The sequence below is a fragment of the Pelagibius sp. genome, assembly GCF_028281305.1.
Classification (GTDB): domain Bacteria; phylum Pseudomonadota; class Alphaproteobacteria; order Kiloniellales; family Kiloniellaceae; genus Pelagibius.
Genome location: NZ_JANQKD010000108.1, coordinates 63,333 through 79,913 on the forward strand (window position 1 = coordinate 63,333; position 16,581 = coordinate 79,913).

The window sequence follows — 16,581 nt, forward strand, 5'->3', positions numbered from 1 at the left end:
GTCAGCGCGGCTCGGTCATCCAGGATCTCAGGCGCCCTCTGCCGCGCGCCGCCGCCATCGCTTGAAAGAGCTGCAGGACGTGGAGCAGCAGGCAGACCGCGGTCCAGACGGCAACGGCAATGAGGCCGAGATCGGGACGTCCCAGCACCGCAGCCAGGGTGAGCAGCACGAGGTTGGGGTTGCGCCGGGCGGTGACCAGCCGAAACCAGGTATCGATGCGCCGCCAGATGTGGATTTCCAGGCCCAGGCGCCAGATGGCGATGCCCTCGATCACCCGTTGCAGGATGTAGCCCGCGACAATCACGGTGAGCGCGAGGGTCAGGGTCCCGCTGTCCAGTCCATGGGCACCCTGCTGCAGGCCCAGCCCCCAGGCGACGTACCAGAAGGGCGGATGGATGAGATCGATGGAATGGTCGAAGACATTGCCGAACTTCGACGAGCGCAGCGTGATGCGGGCAAGCTTGCCGTCGACGGTGTCGAGGAAGGTCATCAGCCAGGCGGCCAGCAATCCCGGCAGCCAGTTGCCCTCCCAGAACCAGTAGAAGGCCGCGATTACGGCGACAAGGCTGACCGCGGTGACCTGGTTGGGGGAGATGCCGAGGCGTGCGCAGAGCTTGGTGACGTAGAAGGCGGGACGCGGCCAGAGCCATTTGGTGACGAGATCCGTGGCGCCCTTGTAGGTGCCCATGAACATGCGCCACTCGGCTGCTGCGCGCGTTTCGCGGTCGGGCAGCAGGGCGTAGGGTTCTTCCCGCTTGCGCAGGGCCTCCCAGTACGACGCGCCCAGTTCGGCACTGCGGACCGGCCTCAGGCCCTCGGGAAGCGGCGTCCCCTGCGCGGACTGCAGAACGGCCGCGCCGGCCTCTGCCAGTCCGGCCGGGGCATGCACTGCCAGCGGCACCCCGGCAGGGTCCCCGTTGGACAGCAGCACGGCGCCGGGGGCGTTCAGCAAGGCTTTGACCAGCGGCGTGTCGATCACCGCATCGGCACGGACGAGGATGACCGCCTGGTCCTCTCCTGCGAGCGCGGAGTCCGGAACAAAGCAATCGATTCCCGCTGCGGCAAAGCTGCGCCGCAGCCGGTCTTCCGGGGTCGCGAACCAGATCTCAAGCGTGCCTTTGCCGATCAGGCAGGCCGTTCGCGGGGCTTCGGGCCCCTCCGTCCGGCTGGCGGAGGTCTCCTGGGCGGAGATCTCCTGGGCCGAGATCTCCTGGGCGGAGTGATCCTGGGCTGATTGATCCTGGGATGTCCCTGTTTCGGTTTCGGCGCGCACCTGGGCTCTCTTTTTTGAAGTCCGCCCTGGCAAAGTGTGGGGCGAAGTCCGCGGCGACCTCCGGGACGGGGCCCGTCAAACCTGCGGGGAACGGCTGAAGCGCCCCATTTGGCGAACGGACCCCGGCTTGTCAAGGCCGGCTGCGCAGCGCAGCCGGTAGAAAGGGCTGAGGGGGCCGGCCTAGGTGGGGCGGTGCTTCAACTCGTGCCAGTAGGCGACACTGGCGGCGACCGCGCCGAAGATCGCCAGGGGTGCGATGCTGGCAAGCAGCGGCGGCAGCAGCCCGACCTCACCCATTGCAAGGGTGATTCCGTTGAATATGAAAAAAGAGAAACCGACAGCAATACCGCCGATGAGGAGGAGGCCCAGCCGCCCGGAGCGTTGCGACTGTTGGGCAAGGAACACGCTGAGGCAGAGCATCAGGAAGGGAATCAGGCAATCTGCCAGCTTGGCATAATGCCAGGTCTCGTAGAGGTAGGGGGCCCATGTGCTGCCGCCTCTGCCGTCGACGAAGCGCTGCGTCTCGTAGAAAGAAAGGTCCCTCGGGTGCGCCAGCAGATGCTGCAGGTTGGCGGCCTGAAGGTCGATCGGCCAGGTCCGCTGGGCTTCAAAGGTTGGCCGGCCTCCTGCCGCCGGAACCGTCGTGACGCCGAAGAGTTGCCACAGGCCGTCGCGGTACTCGGCGTGGCGCACGTCGACGCGTGCCAGCAGCCTTCCCTCTGCGCTGCGCTCGAAGAGCGTAAAGTCGCGGAGCCCCTCGGCATCGATGTTCTCGGCGGGAATCCGGACAATGTCGTCGCCGACATGGATCCAGGTCATGCCGCTGCTGTCCTGCAGCGTCGGCCGGCTGTTGTCCTCGGCGACGCCCCATTCCTGAAGCGCCTGGACACTGGGTGGCACGAGTTCGTTGTCGACGACGAACTGCAGGCCGCCGAGCACGATGGCCAGGGGAATCAGGCGCCCCACCAGACCGAACTGCGAGACGCCGGAGTTCCAGATCGCCGTCAGTTCGCCGTGCCGGATGAGAAGCGTCAGGGTAAGGAGGCCGGCCAGCAGCGTTGCGATCTTTATCAGGTCCGAAACGATGGTCGGCGAACGCAGCATGACGTAACGCGCCAGCGCCGCCGTTCCGCCGTCGTCATGAGCCATGACGCCCCTGGCATTGGCCATCAGATCGAGGCCCATCAGAAACGCACCCATGCCGAACAGCAGGAGGGCAAATCGCGCGACGAACAGCCGCGTCACATATCGGGTGAGAACCCTCATTCCGTAGACGCCTGGCCCGTAGACGCCTGGCCCGTAGACGCCTGGCGCTTGGCGTCGCCGCCGGGCCGCATGGACTGCAGGATCGCCTTGACCAGCTCGGCCGGCGAGGGCCAGGCGGCCCCCCGGGTCACCACGTAGGCGCGCCGATAAAACAGGAAAACGCTGACGGCGACGATCAGGAGAAAAGGCAGCCACTGTCCGACAAGCGCGCTCACATGGCCGACCGAGGAAATCGACTTGCCGATGCTGAGTGCCTGGTTGTAGACGATCAGAAGAAACAGACCCGCCGCGATCCCGTAACCCTGGTGGCTTCTTCGCGGCCCGATGGCAAGGGCAACCGCGAGGAAGGGCAGAAAGGTCAGCGAGAAGGTGCGCACCAGCCGGTCGTGAAACTCGGCCAGCATCTGATCGCTGGTTACATCAGGCGGGGGTGTCGCGCGGTACTGCCAGAGCTCCAGCAAGGTCAGCTCGCGTTCGTCCTCGCCGCGCGGGCGAAAGGCCTCTTGACCGACCAGATTGGTTGGCAGCTGCAGACGGCCGAAGTTCAGGACCCCGACCTTCCGGCCCTCTTCCGCTGTGCTGTCCGCTGAATCGCGTTCTGCCGTATCGCGTTCTGCCGTATCGCGGTCGGCCCCGGCGTCGGGGTCAGCCGCCGGCCCGGCCTCCAGGCGCACGCCGTTCGACAGAACAAGGGTTGAGCCGCCGGTCGTCTCGGAGATCACCAGCCGGCCGCGCTCCGCGGTCATGGTGATGCTGTTTCCGTCTTCGTCTTCTTCGTAAAGGAAGACGCCGCTGAACTCGCGGCTGCCGCGGCGTACGCCGTTGGCCATGAAGGTGGTGCCGTTCGCCTCCATGAAGGTGCGGGGCTGCAGGTAGGTGTTCACCGCCTGCTCCGCGACCTCATGGATCAGCGCGCGGTAGGTGTAGCGGGCATAGGGCTGGCCGAGCGTGAAGTTCACCGCCGAGACGGCGGTGAGGACCAGCGCCAGGATCATCACGGGCCGCAGAAGCTGCGGCAGACCGATGCCTGCCGACCCCAGTGCATCGAGCTCCCGGGCGTGGTGCAGGCGGCTGAATGCGAGAAAAACGCCGAGAAAAAAGGCCGCCGGGAGCGCCAGCGCCATGTAATGCGGGACGAGAAAGGCCAGCATCTGCAGCAGCACGGTCAGGCCGCCGTCGGAATCGAGCACCATGTCCAAGAGGCGCAGCATCCGCTCGGTCAGCAGCACGAGCAGAGCGATGCCGACGGTCACCACCAGCGGCATCATGGTCTGCCTCAGAAGATAGCTGCTGATCGTCGGCACTCTGGGCTCCGCTTTCCGTCTGCCTCTTTCGGCCCGCCTTCGGCCGTCAGGCTGCCGAACCCGGCCAGGCGGCCTTCACAGCTTCACCGAGCTGCGCCAGGGCGGCCGCATCCGGCGTAACCCCGGACGACAGGTCTGGGGCTGCGGGCCAGCCGGCATCCGGATAGATCGTTCCGGCGAACTCCTGGCCGCTGTCATAGCGCGGAAGCACGTGAAAGTGGACGTCCGGATCGACCATCATGAGCATGAGATAGTTGATCTTCTGATAGGGGCGGAACGCGCGCAGCCCGGTTTCGATGTCCCTGACGGCCTGCTGAAGCTCGCCATAGGCCTCTGCGCTGATCTCGCTGAACGCCCCGGCCTCGTCCTTGCAGGCCAGCACCAGGGCGCCCAGGGTTGCCTGATGGGGACGCAGCAGCACCACCCAGTGCCCGTACTCCCGGATCAGGGAACCGGGATAGCCGAACTTTTGCATGGTCGCATTGGGCCGGAGGGTTTGGGGTCCGCTTGACAAAGTCACGACAGGGTCATACCTCGCTGGGGCTGAAGCGCCCGACGGCGGCTGCTTTGCATGGGGATGTTCCCGCCATCGCAGCCGTACTAGTGAAAGCCGCCGGGAGCCTGGCGGCGTTTTGCTGCCGGACGATAAGGAGATGTGATGATCATTTCCCGGATCTCAACCTTGAAACGGGCCAGCTTGAAACAGGCCAGCTTGGGGCTGGCCGCAATTCTCGGCCTGGGCGTGCTTGCCATGGGGATCGCGCAAGGCGACGCGATCGCTGCCGAGCAGGCGGCCTGCACGGCGGAAGAGGGCGCGCAGATTGAGGTCAAAGTCGAAAATGTGCGCAATTCCAAAGGGTTGATAACAGCGGTCTTGTACGGCGATGACCCGGAAGGCTTCCTGAAGCGGGGGCAGCGGCTTGACCGCATAAGGGTCGAGGCCAATGAGGGCGAGACGCTGCTGTGCCTTAAGGCCCCGGCCGAGGGCCGTTACTCGATCGCACTCTATCACGATGAGAACGGCAACAAAGAGTTCGATCGGAATTTCCTCGGCATTCCTTCGGAAGGCTACGGCTTCTCGAACAATCCGGGGTTCCGCTTCGGCAAGCCGGAGCAGGAGGAAACCCTGTTTTCGGTCAACGGAAGCACCACCAAGGTGAGCATCTCCGTACTCTATCTGTAGGGTCCTCCGGACCTTAGGCCTTTACAGACTGTAGCGCCGGGTCTCGGAGAACCGCCCGCCGGCCGGGTCGAAGCCGCGGGCGGTCACATCGATGCGCCAGCGCTTTGCGTCTTGCGCAATGGTGTAGAGCTGATAGTGCGCCTGCGGCTTCTTGCCGCTGCTGGCCGCCGAGGCTGAAGGCACGCCCAGAACCGGCACGGGGCCCTCCGCACCGTCGATGGTCTGCTTGCCGAAGGTGTGATCGTGGCCATGCAGCACCAACTCGGCACCGCGTTCGGCGATCACCTTGCGGAAGGGCTCGGCATCGATCAGGCGCTTGCGCCGGGCGATGCCCTCCAGGCTCGGCGGATGATGAAGCAGCACGACCCGGAACCAGCCTTCCCGTCCCAGGCGCTCCAGGGCGTCGCTGAGGCGCGCCAGCTGGGCTTCGCCGAGGGTGCCGTGCGCGCAGAACAGCGGCGTCGGCTGGGCTGAGCTGAGGCCCAGGATGGCCGCCGGGCCGCGGTACCGCACGAAGGGAAAGGCGTCGGGCCCGGTTTTCTGAGGGTTGGGCGATGGACCGGGCCGGGCGGCGCCGTTTATGGGTTCGCTGCCGGTCGGATCTCCCGTCATGAAGGCCTGCCACTTGCCGAGAGAGGCCTCCCAGGGAACCGCCACGTAGGCATCGTGGTTGCCGGGGATGACGGTGACCTGCTCGGCGCTGCCCAGGCTGTGCAGCCATTCCCCGACCTGGGAAAACTCCTGCTCCAGGGCGATGTTGGTCAGGTCGCCGGTGATGACCAGGTGGTCGGCCCCGGTGGTCGCCAGATCCGCGGCCAGGGCGGCCAGCACCTCCGGGCGGTGCATCGCCCGGCGCTTGCGCAGCCACGAGAGATAGCCGAAGAAGCGCTTGTTCAGGATGTCCGCCGGCCGCACCGCGGGCAGCGGGCCGAGATGCGGGTCGGAGAGATGGGCGAGGGTAAACACCTGTTTCTTCGCAGGCCCTATCGGCAGCTCGAAGGTTGACGTTTCTGCGGGAACATGTGATCAAAATGCCCCTCAGGGTCAAAGGTAAAATCGCCTAAGGGGTTCTTTCTGCATTGAAAGCATTGGTTATTGGGGCCGGCCAGGGCCGGCGCCTGCTTCCGCTCACAGAAGTCGAACCCAAGGCGCTCCTCCCCGTTGGCAGGCAGAGCCTGCTTGAGTGGCAGGTCGATGCCCTGGTGAACTGCGGCGTCGACGAAATCGTGTTCCTGGCCGGCTTCAACCTGGCGGCGGTCGAGCGCAGCCTCACCCGATGCGCCGAACGCTGGCCTCAGGCCGCTTTTCGCCCGGTCTACAACCCCTTTTATGCGGTCGCGGACAACCTGGCGACCTGTTGGATGGCCCGCCAGGAGATGGAGGGGGACTTTCTGCTGCTGAACAGCGACACCCTGTTCAGCCAGCCGGTTCTGGAGACGCTGCTCGCAAGCCCGGCGGCGGCCGTCAGCCTCGCGGTTGACCACAAGGACCGCTACGACGACGACGACATGAAGGTGGAACTGGACGGCAAGCGCCTGCTGGACATCGGCAAGACCCTGCCGGCGGAGCGGGTGCATGGCGAGTCCATCGGCATGCTGTATTTCCGCGGCGAGGGGCCGGCGCGCTTTGTCGCCGCGCTGGAGGCTGCCATGCAGGACGCCCAGGCGCTCCGCCAATGGTATCTCTCGGTGGTCGCATCGCTGGCGTCGGAGCTCGAGATACAGGCGGTCACGATCAGCGGCCACGACTGGTGCGAGATCGACTATCCCGTCGATCTCAAGGCCGCCCGCCAGATGGTGGCGTCGTGGCAGCCGGACGCCGATCCCGTCCTCAAGTCAGCCAGGTCCTCCTAGGATCTGTTCCACGAGGTCAAGATCCTCCGGCTTGTCGACGTCGATCGCGGCCTCCGCAAAAGGCATCTTCACCGCTGACACCGCAATCCCGAGCCGCCTGGACACCCGCGCCATGGCCTCGTCCAGACTGAAGCGCCGCAGCAGGTAGCCGAGCAGCAGGATCGGCCCGAAGAGGGCGGCGATCCGCCAGGGCTGCTTGCGGTGCTGTTCGACCCTGCGCCAGAGACGCACGGCCTCCAGGCCTTCCGTGCCCAGCAGGGCGAAGAGATTGCTGCCGGAATAGCGCTCGTCACGAAAGCGCAGATAGGTGCGCCGGGAGGCCGGATAGCGCGCCAGCAGGGTGCCGGAGGCCGTGAGGCCGGCGGTGACCGCGGCACCGCCGCTCAGGCTCTCGGCACAGAAGTGGTCGACCATCGCGCGGCTCAAGAGGGCATGATCGCCGGTCGTGATGAGAACGGGAAAGGGCCTGTCCAGGGCGTCCAGTGCCTGGAGAACGCTCTGGCTCGGCGTGGCGGCCGCAGGCAGGGCCGAGAGACGGCCGCTCCGGCGCAGCGCCGCCAGCCCGTCGAAGCGGTCGAGCAGCAGCGGGTCGGCCAGGCAGACGGCAATCGCCCCGATCTGCGGGCTCTCGGCCAGGGCCCCGATGACCCTCTCCAGCATCGGCGTTCCGGCGACCATGGCGAGGCACTTGTGGTCGACCCCGGCGGCGCGGGAAACCGGGTCGCCGACGCCACGGTCGGCGGCCAGCACCAGGGCGGTGAAGCGCCTGTCTTCAGGCAGGGCCGGCGCGGGGCTCATGCGGCGAGGTCGCGCCCGTAGAGGCGGTAGGTCTTGTAAGGAACCGCCCCCAGCGCCTCGATCATGCGGATCATCGGCTGGTTGTCTTCCAGCACCCAGGACAGTTCGCCGTGCTCGACGCCCAGCGCACACTGGCTCTGGCGGATCCGTTCGATTACCGAGAACGCCAGCATGGCCCCCATGAGGCCGCCCTGGTGGGTCCGCCGCACGCCCATCAGGGGCACACGGGCGGTCTTGGTGGTGTTCACCTTCAGCCGCCAGATCAGCCTGGCCCAGCCGAACGGCAGCAGGCGTCCGTCCAGGTCGGCGATGGCTTCGTTCACGTTGGGCAGGCTGATGGCCATGGCCACGGGTACGCCGTCCAGTTCGGCGATGGCGATTGACTGCGGGCGGACGATCGGTTTCAGGTCCTTTGCCGTCCGCTTCAACTCGGCCTCGGACATGGGAACGAAGCCCCAGTTTTCCGACCAGGCATCGTTGAAGATGTCCATGATCGTGGAGAGTTCCTGCTCGTAGCGGCCCATATCCATCGGCCGCACTGTCAGCGTGTCCAGCGCGGCGGCCTTGCGCAGGAGTGCTGCCACCGGCGGCGGGGGCTGCGTGCGGGCATCATAGTGATAGCACAGGAGATCCTTCAGCTTGCGGTAGCCCAGCGCCTCCAGAAGACCGGCATAGTAGGGCCGGGCATGGCCCATCAGCAGGTACGGCGGGGTCGCGAATCCGTCGACCAGAAGTCCGAGTTCCTCGTTGATCGACAGGTTGAAGGGACCGGCAATGCGCCGCATCCCCTGTTCGCGCAGCCAGGTTTCGGCCGTCTCGGTGAGGGCCTGGAACGTCTCCGCATCATCTTCGGCCTCCAGCATGCCGAAGTGGCCGGTCGCGTCGCGGTGGCGGGCCAGGTGGCTGTGGTTGACCTGGGCGGAGATCCGGCCCACCGGCCGGCCGCCGCGCAGGGCCAGCCAGAATCGCGCCTTGGCGTCCTGGAAAAACGGGTTCTTGCCGGGATTGAGGTGGTCGCGGCGCTCCTGCAGCAGCGGCGGGACCCAGGCTGCGTCGTCGCGGTAGAGCGTCCAGGGCAGGCGGATGAAGGCCTCCCGCTCGGCGGCGGTCTCCACGGCCTTGATGCTCAGCGCCTGGCTGCCGCTGGTCATGCCCTTCCGGCGCTCCCGGGCCCGATCAGCGGGTGGGGCGGCGGCGGTTCGCCGGGTGGCCGCCGGCCGGATCCCGCGCCAGATCCCGCGCCAGATCCCGTGCCAGATCCCGTGCCAGATCCCGGGGCTGTTCAGTCATCCCGTCTGTGCCGCTGCACCTGGCTGCCGTCGGCGGCCAAGCCCGAAAGTTCCGCCACCCAGGGAAAGCGCTGGGTCTCCGGGCCGGTGTAGCCGAGGTTGAAGACGGTGGCGCTGCGCGGCATCTGCTTCGCATCGGCATAGAAGGTGTTGAACACCCGGTCCCAGAAGAAGTTGGTGATGCCGAAGTTGCCCTGTTCGCTGTGGAAGTGATGAGCCAGATGATGGCGCTTGATCCGTCTGAGGAAAGCCAGCTTCGGCGTGAAGGGAAGATGCTGGATGCAGTGGCAGAACTCGTAGAAGCAGGTCGTCACGATGCCCGTGGCGGCCGCCGCCGCCGCGGCGCCCGGGCCGCCGATCAGCCAGCCGATCGGAATGGTGACGGCCAGGATCGTCGGCAGCGTGGTGTAGAGCGAGCCGAACAGGACGCCCAGATCGTTGGGATCGCGGTGGTGGTCGAAATGGATGCGCTTCCACAGGGCCGCGGTCTGCGGAAACCGGTAGAGCAGGCGGCCGTGCAGCACAAAGCGGTGCAGTACATACCAGACGACCGGATAGACCAGCAGCGTTGCGGCGACCGCGGCGGCCATGGCCAGCGGCTGCCCGCCCCAATAGGCGGCAAGGCCCGCGCTCACCAAGGTGAGCAGCGCATAGGCCTGAATGGCCGGATAGGTCACATAGGCCCAGACCAACTCGCGCAGGGTCATCTTGTCGAGAAAGTACTTGCGCCCCGACCAGGGCGTTCTGCTGATCAGCACGATCGCGAACCTTTGGGTTTCTCAGGCTGACTTCACTGGGATGAGACCCAAGCTAGGGCGTAGGAGGCTGAGAATCAACGCTTTGACAAGCCTTTCCGGGTCGCCGACGCCCATCAGTTGGGTAACGAAAGCCTCAGATCCAGGAGATGCGGGTGCCCGGCTTGTGGCGGTTCACGAGCTGGCGCAGGCGCCCGCCCCAGCCGGCCGTGATCTCGCGCTTGTCCAGGACCTTGAGATCCCGGTCCAGCCGGTAGACCACGGGGGTCGCGGTGGCGATCCGAAACGCCGCGGCGCTGGCATCGTCGAGGTGCTCGATCTGGCGGGCCAGTCCTCGGATGCTGCTGGTGTGGGCCACCACCAGCGCATCCTCGTCCTGGCTGAGACGCGGGGCGAGCGCTTCCTGCCACCAGGGCGCGACCCGCGCGCTTGCCTGCTCCAGGCTTTCGCTGCGCGGCAGCAGGGCCGGGTCGATTCCGGTGTAGAGCGGATCCCGGCAGGGCAGCCGCGGATCGCCGTCGGGCAGCGGCGGTGGCGCGGCCGTGAAATGGCGCCGCCATTGGGCCAGTTGCTGGTTGCCGTGGCGCAGGGCCATCCTGGCCCGGTTCTCGCCCTGCAGAATGCCGTAGTGGCGTTCGTTCAGCCGCCAGCTCCGGGTCACCGCCAGATCGGGGCGCTCCATGGCCTCAAGCATCACCGAGAGGGACTCGGCAGCCCGGCTGAGGCAGGAGGTGGCGCAGAGCCCGAAGGTCAGGCCCAGGTCGGCCACCAGCCGGCCAGCGGCATGGGCCTCCCGCCGGCCTTCGGCGCTCAAAGGGGCATCGGCCCAGCCAGCAAAGCGGTTCTGCTTCGACCACTCGGTCTTGCCGTGTCGCACCAGGACAAGTGTAGGCATTTTCTCCCCTGCTTTGCCGGACCATGCCATGGCCGGCGAGGGCCTTTACCGTTGGGACCAGGGGATATAAACCCTAGAGGCGCCGCCCGCAAATGCTCCCCTGCGCCGGGGTCAGGGGCGGCCTGTTCTTAAGGCGACAGAGAAACGCAACCTGCCGACCGCCATGACCGCAGTATGACCGCAGTGCAGCCCCAAGCCGCGTTGGAGGACCAGCCGCCGGAGCCGAGCAGGGCCAACGCGCGGACACCCCTGGTATGGCTGCTGCTGGACGATCGTCCCGGTCATGTGACCCAGGTTGTCGGCCTCGCAGAGGCCCTTGGCTGGCCCTACGAAACCAAGAGCCTCCGCTTCACGCCGGTCAACCGGATCAGCAACCGTCTGCTGGGCGCCAGCCTGGTGACGCTGCGCCGCGATGCCGCGGCCGGCCTGCGGCCACCCTGGCCCGATCTGGTGATTGCCATGGGCCGCCGTTCCGTCCCGGTGGCGCGCTGGATCAAGCGCCAGAGCGGTAACCGCACGCGCCTCGTTCAGCTCGGCCGCAAGGGCGCCAATGTCGCCGGACCGTTCGATCTCGCCGTGAGCTGCCGGCACTTTCAGCTTCCCGATCATCCCAAGCGCGTCCAGGTGCTGCTGCCGCCGACACAGGTCAACGCGGACCGTCTGCGGGAGGCGGCTGCGCGCTGGCCGGAGCTCCTGGACGGGGCCTCCGCGCCGCGGGTCGTGCTGCTGGTCGGCGGCACCACGGCGCACCACCGGCTGACGGCCGAGGCCGCCGAGAGGATGGCGAGCGAGGTCGAGAGCTTCGCCGCAGGGCTCGAAGGGTCGCTCACCTGCGTGACAAGCCGGCGCAGCGGCCAGCCGGTCGAATCGGCCTTGCGCCGCGGCGCACCCGGGGCAGGGCTGCATTGCTGGCGCGCGGATCAGAGCGAAAACCCCTATCTCGGGTACCTGGCGCAGGCGGACATTCTCGTGGTGACGGGGGAAAGCGAATCGATGCTGGCCGAAGCCGCCGCGACCGCCAAACCGCTCTTCATCTATCCCGTTGCTGCACGCCCCCGCTCCCTGCGTGCCCGCCTTTCCGGCTGGGTGCTGGCCCAGGCGCAAGCGGCCAGGGGGTGGCGCGCAAGCCTTTGCAGCGGCCTGATCGGCAGAGGATGGGTCGTTCCGCCGCGCGACCTGGAGATCCTGCACCGCGGCCTCGCGGAGGCGGGGCTCGCCAAGCCGTTCTCCGAAGCCGGGGTGCCGCAAAGGCCGGAACCGCACCCAGGCCAGAGCAGGCTGCTGGACCGCGTCAGGCTGTTGCTGGAGCGCAGGTGATGGCGTCGGGACATCCAGCGCGGCGGAACAACGGGTCCACTGCCGAAGGGTTCCTTGTTCGCTGCGGCAAGGTTCGGTTCTCCGGCGAGCGGACGATCTGGTTCCATGGGGCCGACCGCAACGCTTTCGAGGCGGTTGAGGCGGCGGTGCGGACGCTGGCCGATCGCTTTCCGCGGCTGGACTTCCTGTTCACCGCCGCCGATCCGGGTGTTCGCGGCTGGTTGGCGGCGCGTTTTCCCTGGGCGATCGTCTTGCCGCCGCCGTTGCCGCTGGCCCTCTGCGCCAGCCGCTACCTGATCAATCTGAACGTCCGCGCGGTGGTCCTGCTGGGCTCGGCAGACCGCCTGGACCGCTTTGTTCTGCGGGCGGCCCTTCGCCGCGCCGCGCCGGTCGTTCTGGCCGATTTGGGGGCTGGTGGTGGGGCGGAGAGGGCTTCATCCCGGACGCTCAAAGCCGACGACCTCGACGGCGTTCAGCATTGCCTTGTGGCCAGCCAGGCGGCCGAGGCATCGCTTCTGGAAAGCGGCCTGTCGGCCGAGCGTGTGACGTTGCCCGGCGCTGAGCCGGAGGCGCGCCGGGAGGCGTTTCTCGGTGTTGTCACGCCGCTCCTCGGACAGGACCTCAAGCTGATGCGCAGCGCCCAGCGCCCGCTGCGGCGCCGGCTGGAACAGGCAGCGCTGCGCGGCATGGAGAACCCGCGCTTCAGGGCGTGGCTCGCGGCGAAGGTGGAGCGCCTCGACACCCTCGACCGGCTGCGCGAGCGTCTCGGCAATCCAGAGACGATCCTCTGTCTGGGCAACGGGCCGTCTTCCGAAGCGCCGGAGGTTGGCCAGGTGCGGTTCGACAGCCTCTTCCGGGTGAACCATGTCTGGCACACGCGCGGCTTCCTCACGGCGCCCGATATGGTCTTCACCGGCGCCAAGGCAACGCTGGCAGCGATCCGTGCGCCGATCTTCGGCCTCCAGAGCATCAAGTCCGAGGGGCGGCTCCTGGTCACCCGCTTTCTGCGGCCAGGGCGCGGCCGGACCAGCTATGCGACGATCGAACGCTTCGACCTCTACCTTTCGGAGCCCCGCTGGCAGGGGATCCGGCCAACCAACGGCGCCGCCATGCTGGCAACCGCAGTGGCGTTGAAGCCCGCCCGGCTGGTCATTTCGGGCATCGACCTCTTCAGCCATCCGGACGGCACCTACCCGGGCGACAGCAAAACGCCGAATGCCTACTCACCGGGACACGATGCCGACTCGGAGCTGGCGCTGCTGCTGGAGGCCTTGGATCTCTATGAGGGCGAGCTGGTGATCCTCAGTCCTGCGCTGAAGGCGCGCTGGGAGGAGCACTGCGCCGCCCGGCTTGATGCCGAGGAGGCTTTGGCCGACGGCAAGCCGCCCCCGGCGGCCTTGGGGGCGGAACCGCGCTGAGCGCGCAGGCCAACTCTCCCTTGTCCCCGGCGGGCGCGTCTGATTTAAAGGGAAACCGGTTCAGAGTTCCCCGGGGCTCGGCCGTTCTTCGGTTGTATGCCTTTGCCTTGTCGACGGCCCGCCCAGGGCGCGAGCCGTCCGGCCATCAAGGCCTTTGTTCATTTGCGCCCACCGATTGTTGAGAGAGTAAGTCCTTGACTGCTGTCCAGCCCAGTTTCAAGACCAAGTACTACCACAAGCGAATCGGGCATCTGTTGCGCCTTGAGCGGAACCGCCCTCTCGGCACCCGCAAGGAGCCCGAACTGGTGGCCCTGGACGTCGAGCCCGGCGTCGAGCCGAGCCCGAAACCCCCGGTGCGCATCTACCTGGGCACCGAACCGGCCCAGCATCGTGCGGAGCGGATCTTCGTCTGGTCGATCCTGCAGGCGCGCGATCCGGCGCGCCGCTACGAGATCTATCTGATGAAGGATCTCGAAGGCTTCGACAGGACGAAGTGGAAGACCGGGTTTACCGCCTACCGCTACGCCATCCCCGATCTGGCCGGGAAGACCGGCCGGGCGATCTACAACGACGTCGATCAGATCTATCTGACCGACCCGGCCGAACTCTTCGATCTGGACATGCAGGGCGCCGGCCAGATGTGCATCACCGAAAAGGAAACCGCGGTGATGCTTCTGGACTGCGAAAAGATGGCCAAGCTCTGGCACCGCGAAGATGCCGAGAGGGGCGAGCGGCACAAGTTCTTCCGCCACCGCGTGCAGGCGATCGACGGCATGTGGCGCCAGCTTTCCGGTCTGTGGAATTCCCGCGACCACGAGTACGAGCCGGGCGTCTCCAAGCTGCTGCACTACACAACGCTGCAGATGCAGCCCTGGCGGCCGTTCCCGAAGGTGCTGCGCTACAAGGAGAATCCGAACGGGCAGATCTGGTTCGAGATGGAGCAAGCGGCCGATGCCGCCGGCTTCACGCTGTTCACCGAGGATCGGCCCAGCCAGCGCTATCGCAACATGGTCGCGATGTACAAGACCATGCACGAACAGGGCTCGCCGGACGTCGGGCGCCCGCCGGAGAAGACCTTCTCGGGCAAGTCGCTGATCGAGCATGTCGGCCCGATCGCGAACCTGATCAAGTCGACCGGGGCGACCACGCTTCTGGACTACGGCTCGGGCAAGGCTCTGTACTATGAACCCTATCCGGGCGAAGCGGATGATTCGCGCTTCAAATCCCAGAAGGAATGGGGCGACACCAAGGTCACCTGCTACGACCCGGGATACGAACCCTACGCCGGGCCCATTGAGCAAAGCTACGACGGGGTCATCTGCACCGATGTGCTGGAGCACATCACCGAAGAGGACATCTCCTGGGTGCTGGACAAGCTGTTCCGGCACGCGCGGCACTTCGTCTACGCGGTGGCGGCCTGCTATCCGGCGAAGAAGTTCCTGCCGGACGGACAGAATGCCCACTGCACCATCCAGCCGCCGGAGTGGTGGCGCGAACAGCTGGATGCCGCAGCCCGCCGCAATCCGGGCAAACAGTGGACGCTCTGCGCCCAGCTCAAGGGCAAGTTCGGTAAGAGCGACCGGGTCTTTCGCGGCTAAGCCAGGGCATCGCCGGATCGGACCAGAATGGCAGAACTCGGATACTCCAAGCTGAAGGGCGCGCGCCGGCGTGTGGCCAAGCTGCGCTTCGGGCTGGCCCGGCGACTGATGGGCCGCTGCGAGCTGCGCGACGGGGATAACGCCTACCGCTTCGACCCTGCTTCCTTCCGCGAGCTGTGGCGAATCAGCAGCATCTATCTGAAAGAAGTCGGCACCATCGAGCTGATTCGCCAGGAACTGCGCGAAGGCGATGTGTTCTGCGACATCGGCGCCAATGTCGGTCTCTACAGCCTGATGGCCGCGTCCCGCGTCGGCGAGACCGGTCAGGTCTACGCCTTCGAGCCCTTGGCCGCCAACTTCGCCAGTCTCGTGGAGAGCATCCGGCGCAATGGCTTCTGCCGGCGCATCACACCCTTCTCGCTGGCCCTGACGGACGCGCCCGGTGTGTTTCCGTTCCACTACATGAGCCTGGAGGCCGGCTCCTCCGGCAGCCAGCTTCATGCGGCCGTCGATGTCGACGAGCAGGACTACGTGCCCCTGGTGACCGAGATGAAGTACGGCACCAGCCTGGACGACTTGATTGCCGCCGGCACGATGCGGGTTCCCAATGTCATTAAGATCGACGTCGACGGTAACGAGGCCCGCATTCTGCGCGGTATGCGTCAGCTCCTGAACGGAAGCCAGCGCCCCCGCGCGGTCAGCGTCGAAGTCAATGCGCGCGAGAAGGACGCGCTGTTCGGCTTTATGGAAGCACAGGGTTACGCCTTCGCCTCGCGCAACGATACCATGGGCGGACTGCGCCAGATCGGCGCCGGCACCGACCCGGAGCAGGTCGCCTACAACGCGGTCTTCCGCCCGGCCGAGGAAGCGGTGGCGGCATGTTGAATTTCGAGTCCATCAAGTTCGACTACGACCCCTATCCGATCGGCCTCGCGCGCGGCGCCCTGGACGCGGATCTCTATCGGGAACTGATCGACACCTTTCCGGACGATCAGACCTTCGTTCTGAAAGAGTTCAACGGGGTCAAGTACTCGCTGTCGCGCCACAACAACAAAGCCGGCTACTTCGACCATCTCCGCAAGAATGAGGCCTGGGGACGCTTTTACGACTACATCGCGAGTGAGAGCTTCATTGTCGACACTATGACGATGTTGAAGGCGCACAACATCGATCTCGGCCTGGCCAACGTGTCGTGGCAGCAGCGGGCCCTTAAGCGTTTCAAGGCCTTGAAGAAGAGAAGCCCGCAGCCGCATATCCCGCGTTTGCGTTCACGCTTCGAATTCTCTTCCATGCCGGTGACCGGCGGCAACATCCGCCCCCACACCGACCATCCCTCGAAGGTCGTGACCATGGTGATCCCGATCCTGCGGGAGGACGAGTGGAAAGAGGAGTACGGCGGTGGCACCAGTGTGGTCTGGCCCAAGGACCGCGCCCGCAGCTACAACTTCGTCAACGGCTATATGGATTTCGACGAGGTCGACTGCGTGCGAACCTACCCCTTCGAGCCGAACCAGTGCCTGGTGTTCGTCAAGACCTACAATTCCTGGCATGCGGTCTGGCCGATGACCGGGAATGACTCCAAAGTCCTGCGGCGAACCCTGACCATCAATATAGAGGCCAACTGACCGCCGC

At 66.4% G+C, this 16,581-nt stretch carries 16 protein-coding genes; 7 read left to right on the forward strand and 9 right to left on the reverse strand.

All coding sequences use genetic code 11. From position 1 onward, the window contains the following. Position 1 precedes the first annotated feature (1 nt). The 4 genes from Q0982_RS20430 to Q0982_RS20445 all read right to left on the reverse strand — a co-directional run bounded on the left by Q0982_RS20430 (position 2) and on the right by Q0982_RS20445 (position 4,318). Positions 2-1,273 carry a CDP-alcohol phosphatidyltransferase family protein gene (locus Q0982_RS20430; protein ID WP_299399121.1) on the reverse strand — a complete coding sequence of 424 codons (1,272 nt, stop codon included), beginning with the start codon at positions 1,271-1,273 and terminating at the stop codon, positions 2-4. 180 nt (positions 1,274-1,453) lie between these two features. Further along, positions 1,454-2,539, reverse strand: a complete 1,086-nt coding sequence (locus tag Q0982_RS20435; RefSeq protein WP_299399123.1) for an LptF/LptG family permease — start codon at positions 2,537-2,539, stop codon at positions 1,454-1,456. After that, complete coding sequence (locus Q0982_RS20440) at positions 2,536-3,843, reverse strand: LptF/LptG family permease (protein ID WP_299399124.1); 1,308 nt, start codon at positions 3,841-3,843, stop codon at positions 2,536-2,538. Before Q0982_RS20440 ends, Q0982_RS20435 begins: the two co-directional genes overlap by 4 nt. Positions 3,844-3,889: 46 nt before the next feature. Next, positions 3,890-4,318, reverse strand: a complete 429-nt coding sequence (locus Q0982_RS20445; protein ID WP_299399126.1) for an HIT family protein — start codon at positions 4,316-4,318, stop codon at positions 3,890-3,892. A 183-nt stretch (positions 4,319-4,501) separates the two neighbouring features. On the opposite strand from Q0982_RS20445, the gene Q0982_RS20450 reads away from it, so the two are divergent. Continuing rightward, a complete protein-coding gene (locus tag Q0982_RS20450) occupies positions 4,502-5,026 on the forward strand; it encodes a DUF2141 domain-containing protein (protein WP_299399127.1) in 525 nt (174 codons plus the stop codon). Between the two features lie 21 nt (positions 5,027-5,047). Here the strand turns inward: Q0982_RS20450 and Q0982_RS20455 are convergent, their stop codons facing one another. After that, positions 5,048-5,992 (reverse strand): metallophosphoesterase, encoded by a 945-nt coding sequence (locus Q0982_RS20455; RefSeq protein ID WP_299399129.1) that lies wholly within the window; start codon positions 5,990-5,992, stop codon positions 5,048-5,050. Between the two features lie 113 nt (positions 5,993-6,105). Between Q0982_RS20455 and Q0982_RS20460 the strand changes: the two genes are divergently transcribed. Then, positions 6,106-6,879, forward strand: coding sequence for a phosphocholine cytidylyltransferase family protein (locus Q0982_RS20460; RefSeq protein ID WP_299399130.1), 774 nt, complete (start codon positions 6,106-6,108; stop codon positions 6,877-6,879). Here the strand turns inward: Q0982_RS20460 and Q0982_RS20465 are convergent. The 4 genes from Q0982_RS20465 to Q0982_RS20480 all read right to left on the reverse strand — a co-directional run bounded on the left by Q0982_RS20465 (position 6,862) and on the right by Q0982_RS20480 (position 10,616). Further along, positions 6,862-7,677 (reverse strand): nucleotidyltransferase family protein, encoded by an 816-nt coding sequence (locus Q0982_RS20465; protein ID WP_299399132.1) that lies wholly within the window; start codon positions 7,675-7,677, stop codon positions 6,862-6,864. The genes Q0982_RS20460 and Q0982_RS20465 overlap by 18 nt on opposite strands. Further along, the gene (locus tag Q0982_RS20470; protein WP_299399133.1) at positions 7,674-8,828 is read right to left on the reverse strand and encodes a dATP pyrophosphohydrolase; all 1,155 of its coding nucleotides are present in this window, start codon (positions 8,826-8,828) and stop codon (positions 7,674-7,676) included. Before Q0982_RS20470 ends, Q0982_RS20465 begins: the two co-directional genes overlap by 4 nt. A 131-nt stretch (positions 8,829-8,959) precedes the next feature. Beyond that, a complete protein-coding gene (locus Q0982_RS20475; RefSeq protein ID WP_322097081.1) occupies positions 8,960-9,673 on the reverse strand; it encodes a sterol desaturase family protein in 714 nt (237 codons plus the stop codon). A gap of 184 nt (positions 9,674-9,857) precedes the next feature. Next, positions 9,858-10,616, reverse strand: a complete 759-nt coding sequence (locus Q0982_RS20480) for a 2,3-diphosphoglycerate-dependent phosphoglycerate mutase (protein WP_299399136.1) — start codon at positions 10,614-10,616, stop codon at positions 9,858-9,860. 174 nt (positions 10,617-10,790) lie between these two features. On the opposite strand from Q0982_RS20480, the gene Q0982_RS20485 reads away from it, so the two are divergent. The 5 genes from Q0982_RS20485 to Q0982_RS20505 all read left to right on the forward strand — a co-directional run bounded on the left by Q0982_RS20485 (position 10,791) and on the right by Q0982_RS20505 (position 16,574). Next, positions 10,791-11,933 (forward strand): mitochondrial fission ELM1 family protein, encoded by a 1,143-nt coding sequence (locus tag Q0982_RS20485; protein WP_299399137.1) that lies wholly within the window; start codon positions 10,791-10,793, stop codon positions 11,931-11,933. Further along, positions 11,933-13,351, forward strand: a complete 1,419-nt coding sequence (locus Q0982_RS20490; RefSeq protein WP_299399139.1) for a hypothetical protein — start codon at positions 11,933-11,935, stop codon at positions 13,349-13,351. The genes Q0982_RS20485 and Q0982_RS20490 overlap by 1 nt, the downstream gene beginning before the upstream one ends. Before the next feature lie 194 nt (positions 13,352-13,545). After that, a complete protein-coding gene (locus tag Q0982_RS20495) occupies positions 13,546-14,949 on the forward strand; it encodes a hypothetical protein (RefSeq protein WP_299399140.1) in 1,404 nt (467 codons plus the stop codon). A 27-nt stretch (positions 14,950-14,976) separates the two neighbouring features. Then, a complete protein-coding gene (locus Q0982_RS20500; protein ID WP_299399142.1) occupies positions 14,977-15,834 on the forward strand; it encodes an FkbM family methyltransferase in 858 nt (285 codons plus the stop codon). Continuing rightward, positions 15,828-16,574 carry a 2OG-Fe(II) oxygenase gene (locus Q0982_RS20505; RefSeq protein ID WP_299399143.1) on the forward strand — a complete coding sequence of 249 codons (747 nt, stop codon included), beginning with the start codon at positions 15,828-15,830 and terminating at the stop codon, positions 16,572-16,574. The genes Q0982_RS20500 and Q0982_RS20505 overlap by 7 nt, the downstream gene beginning before the upstream one ends. Positions 16,575-16,581 lie beyond the last annotated feature (7 nt).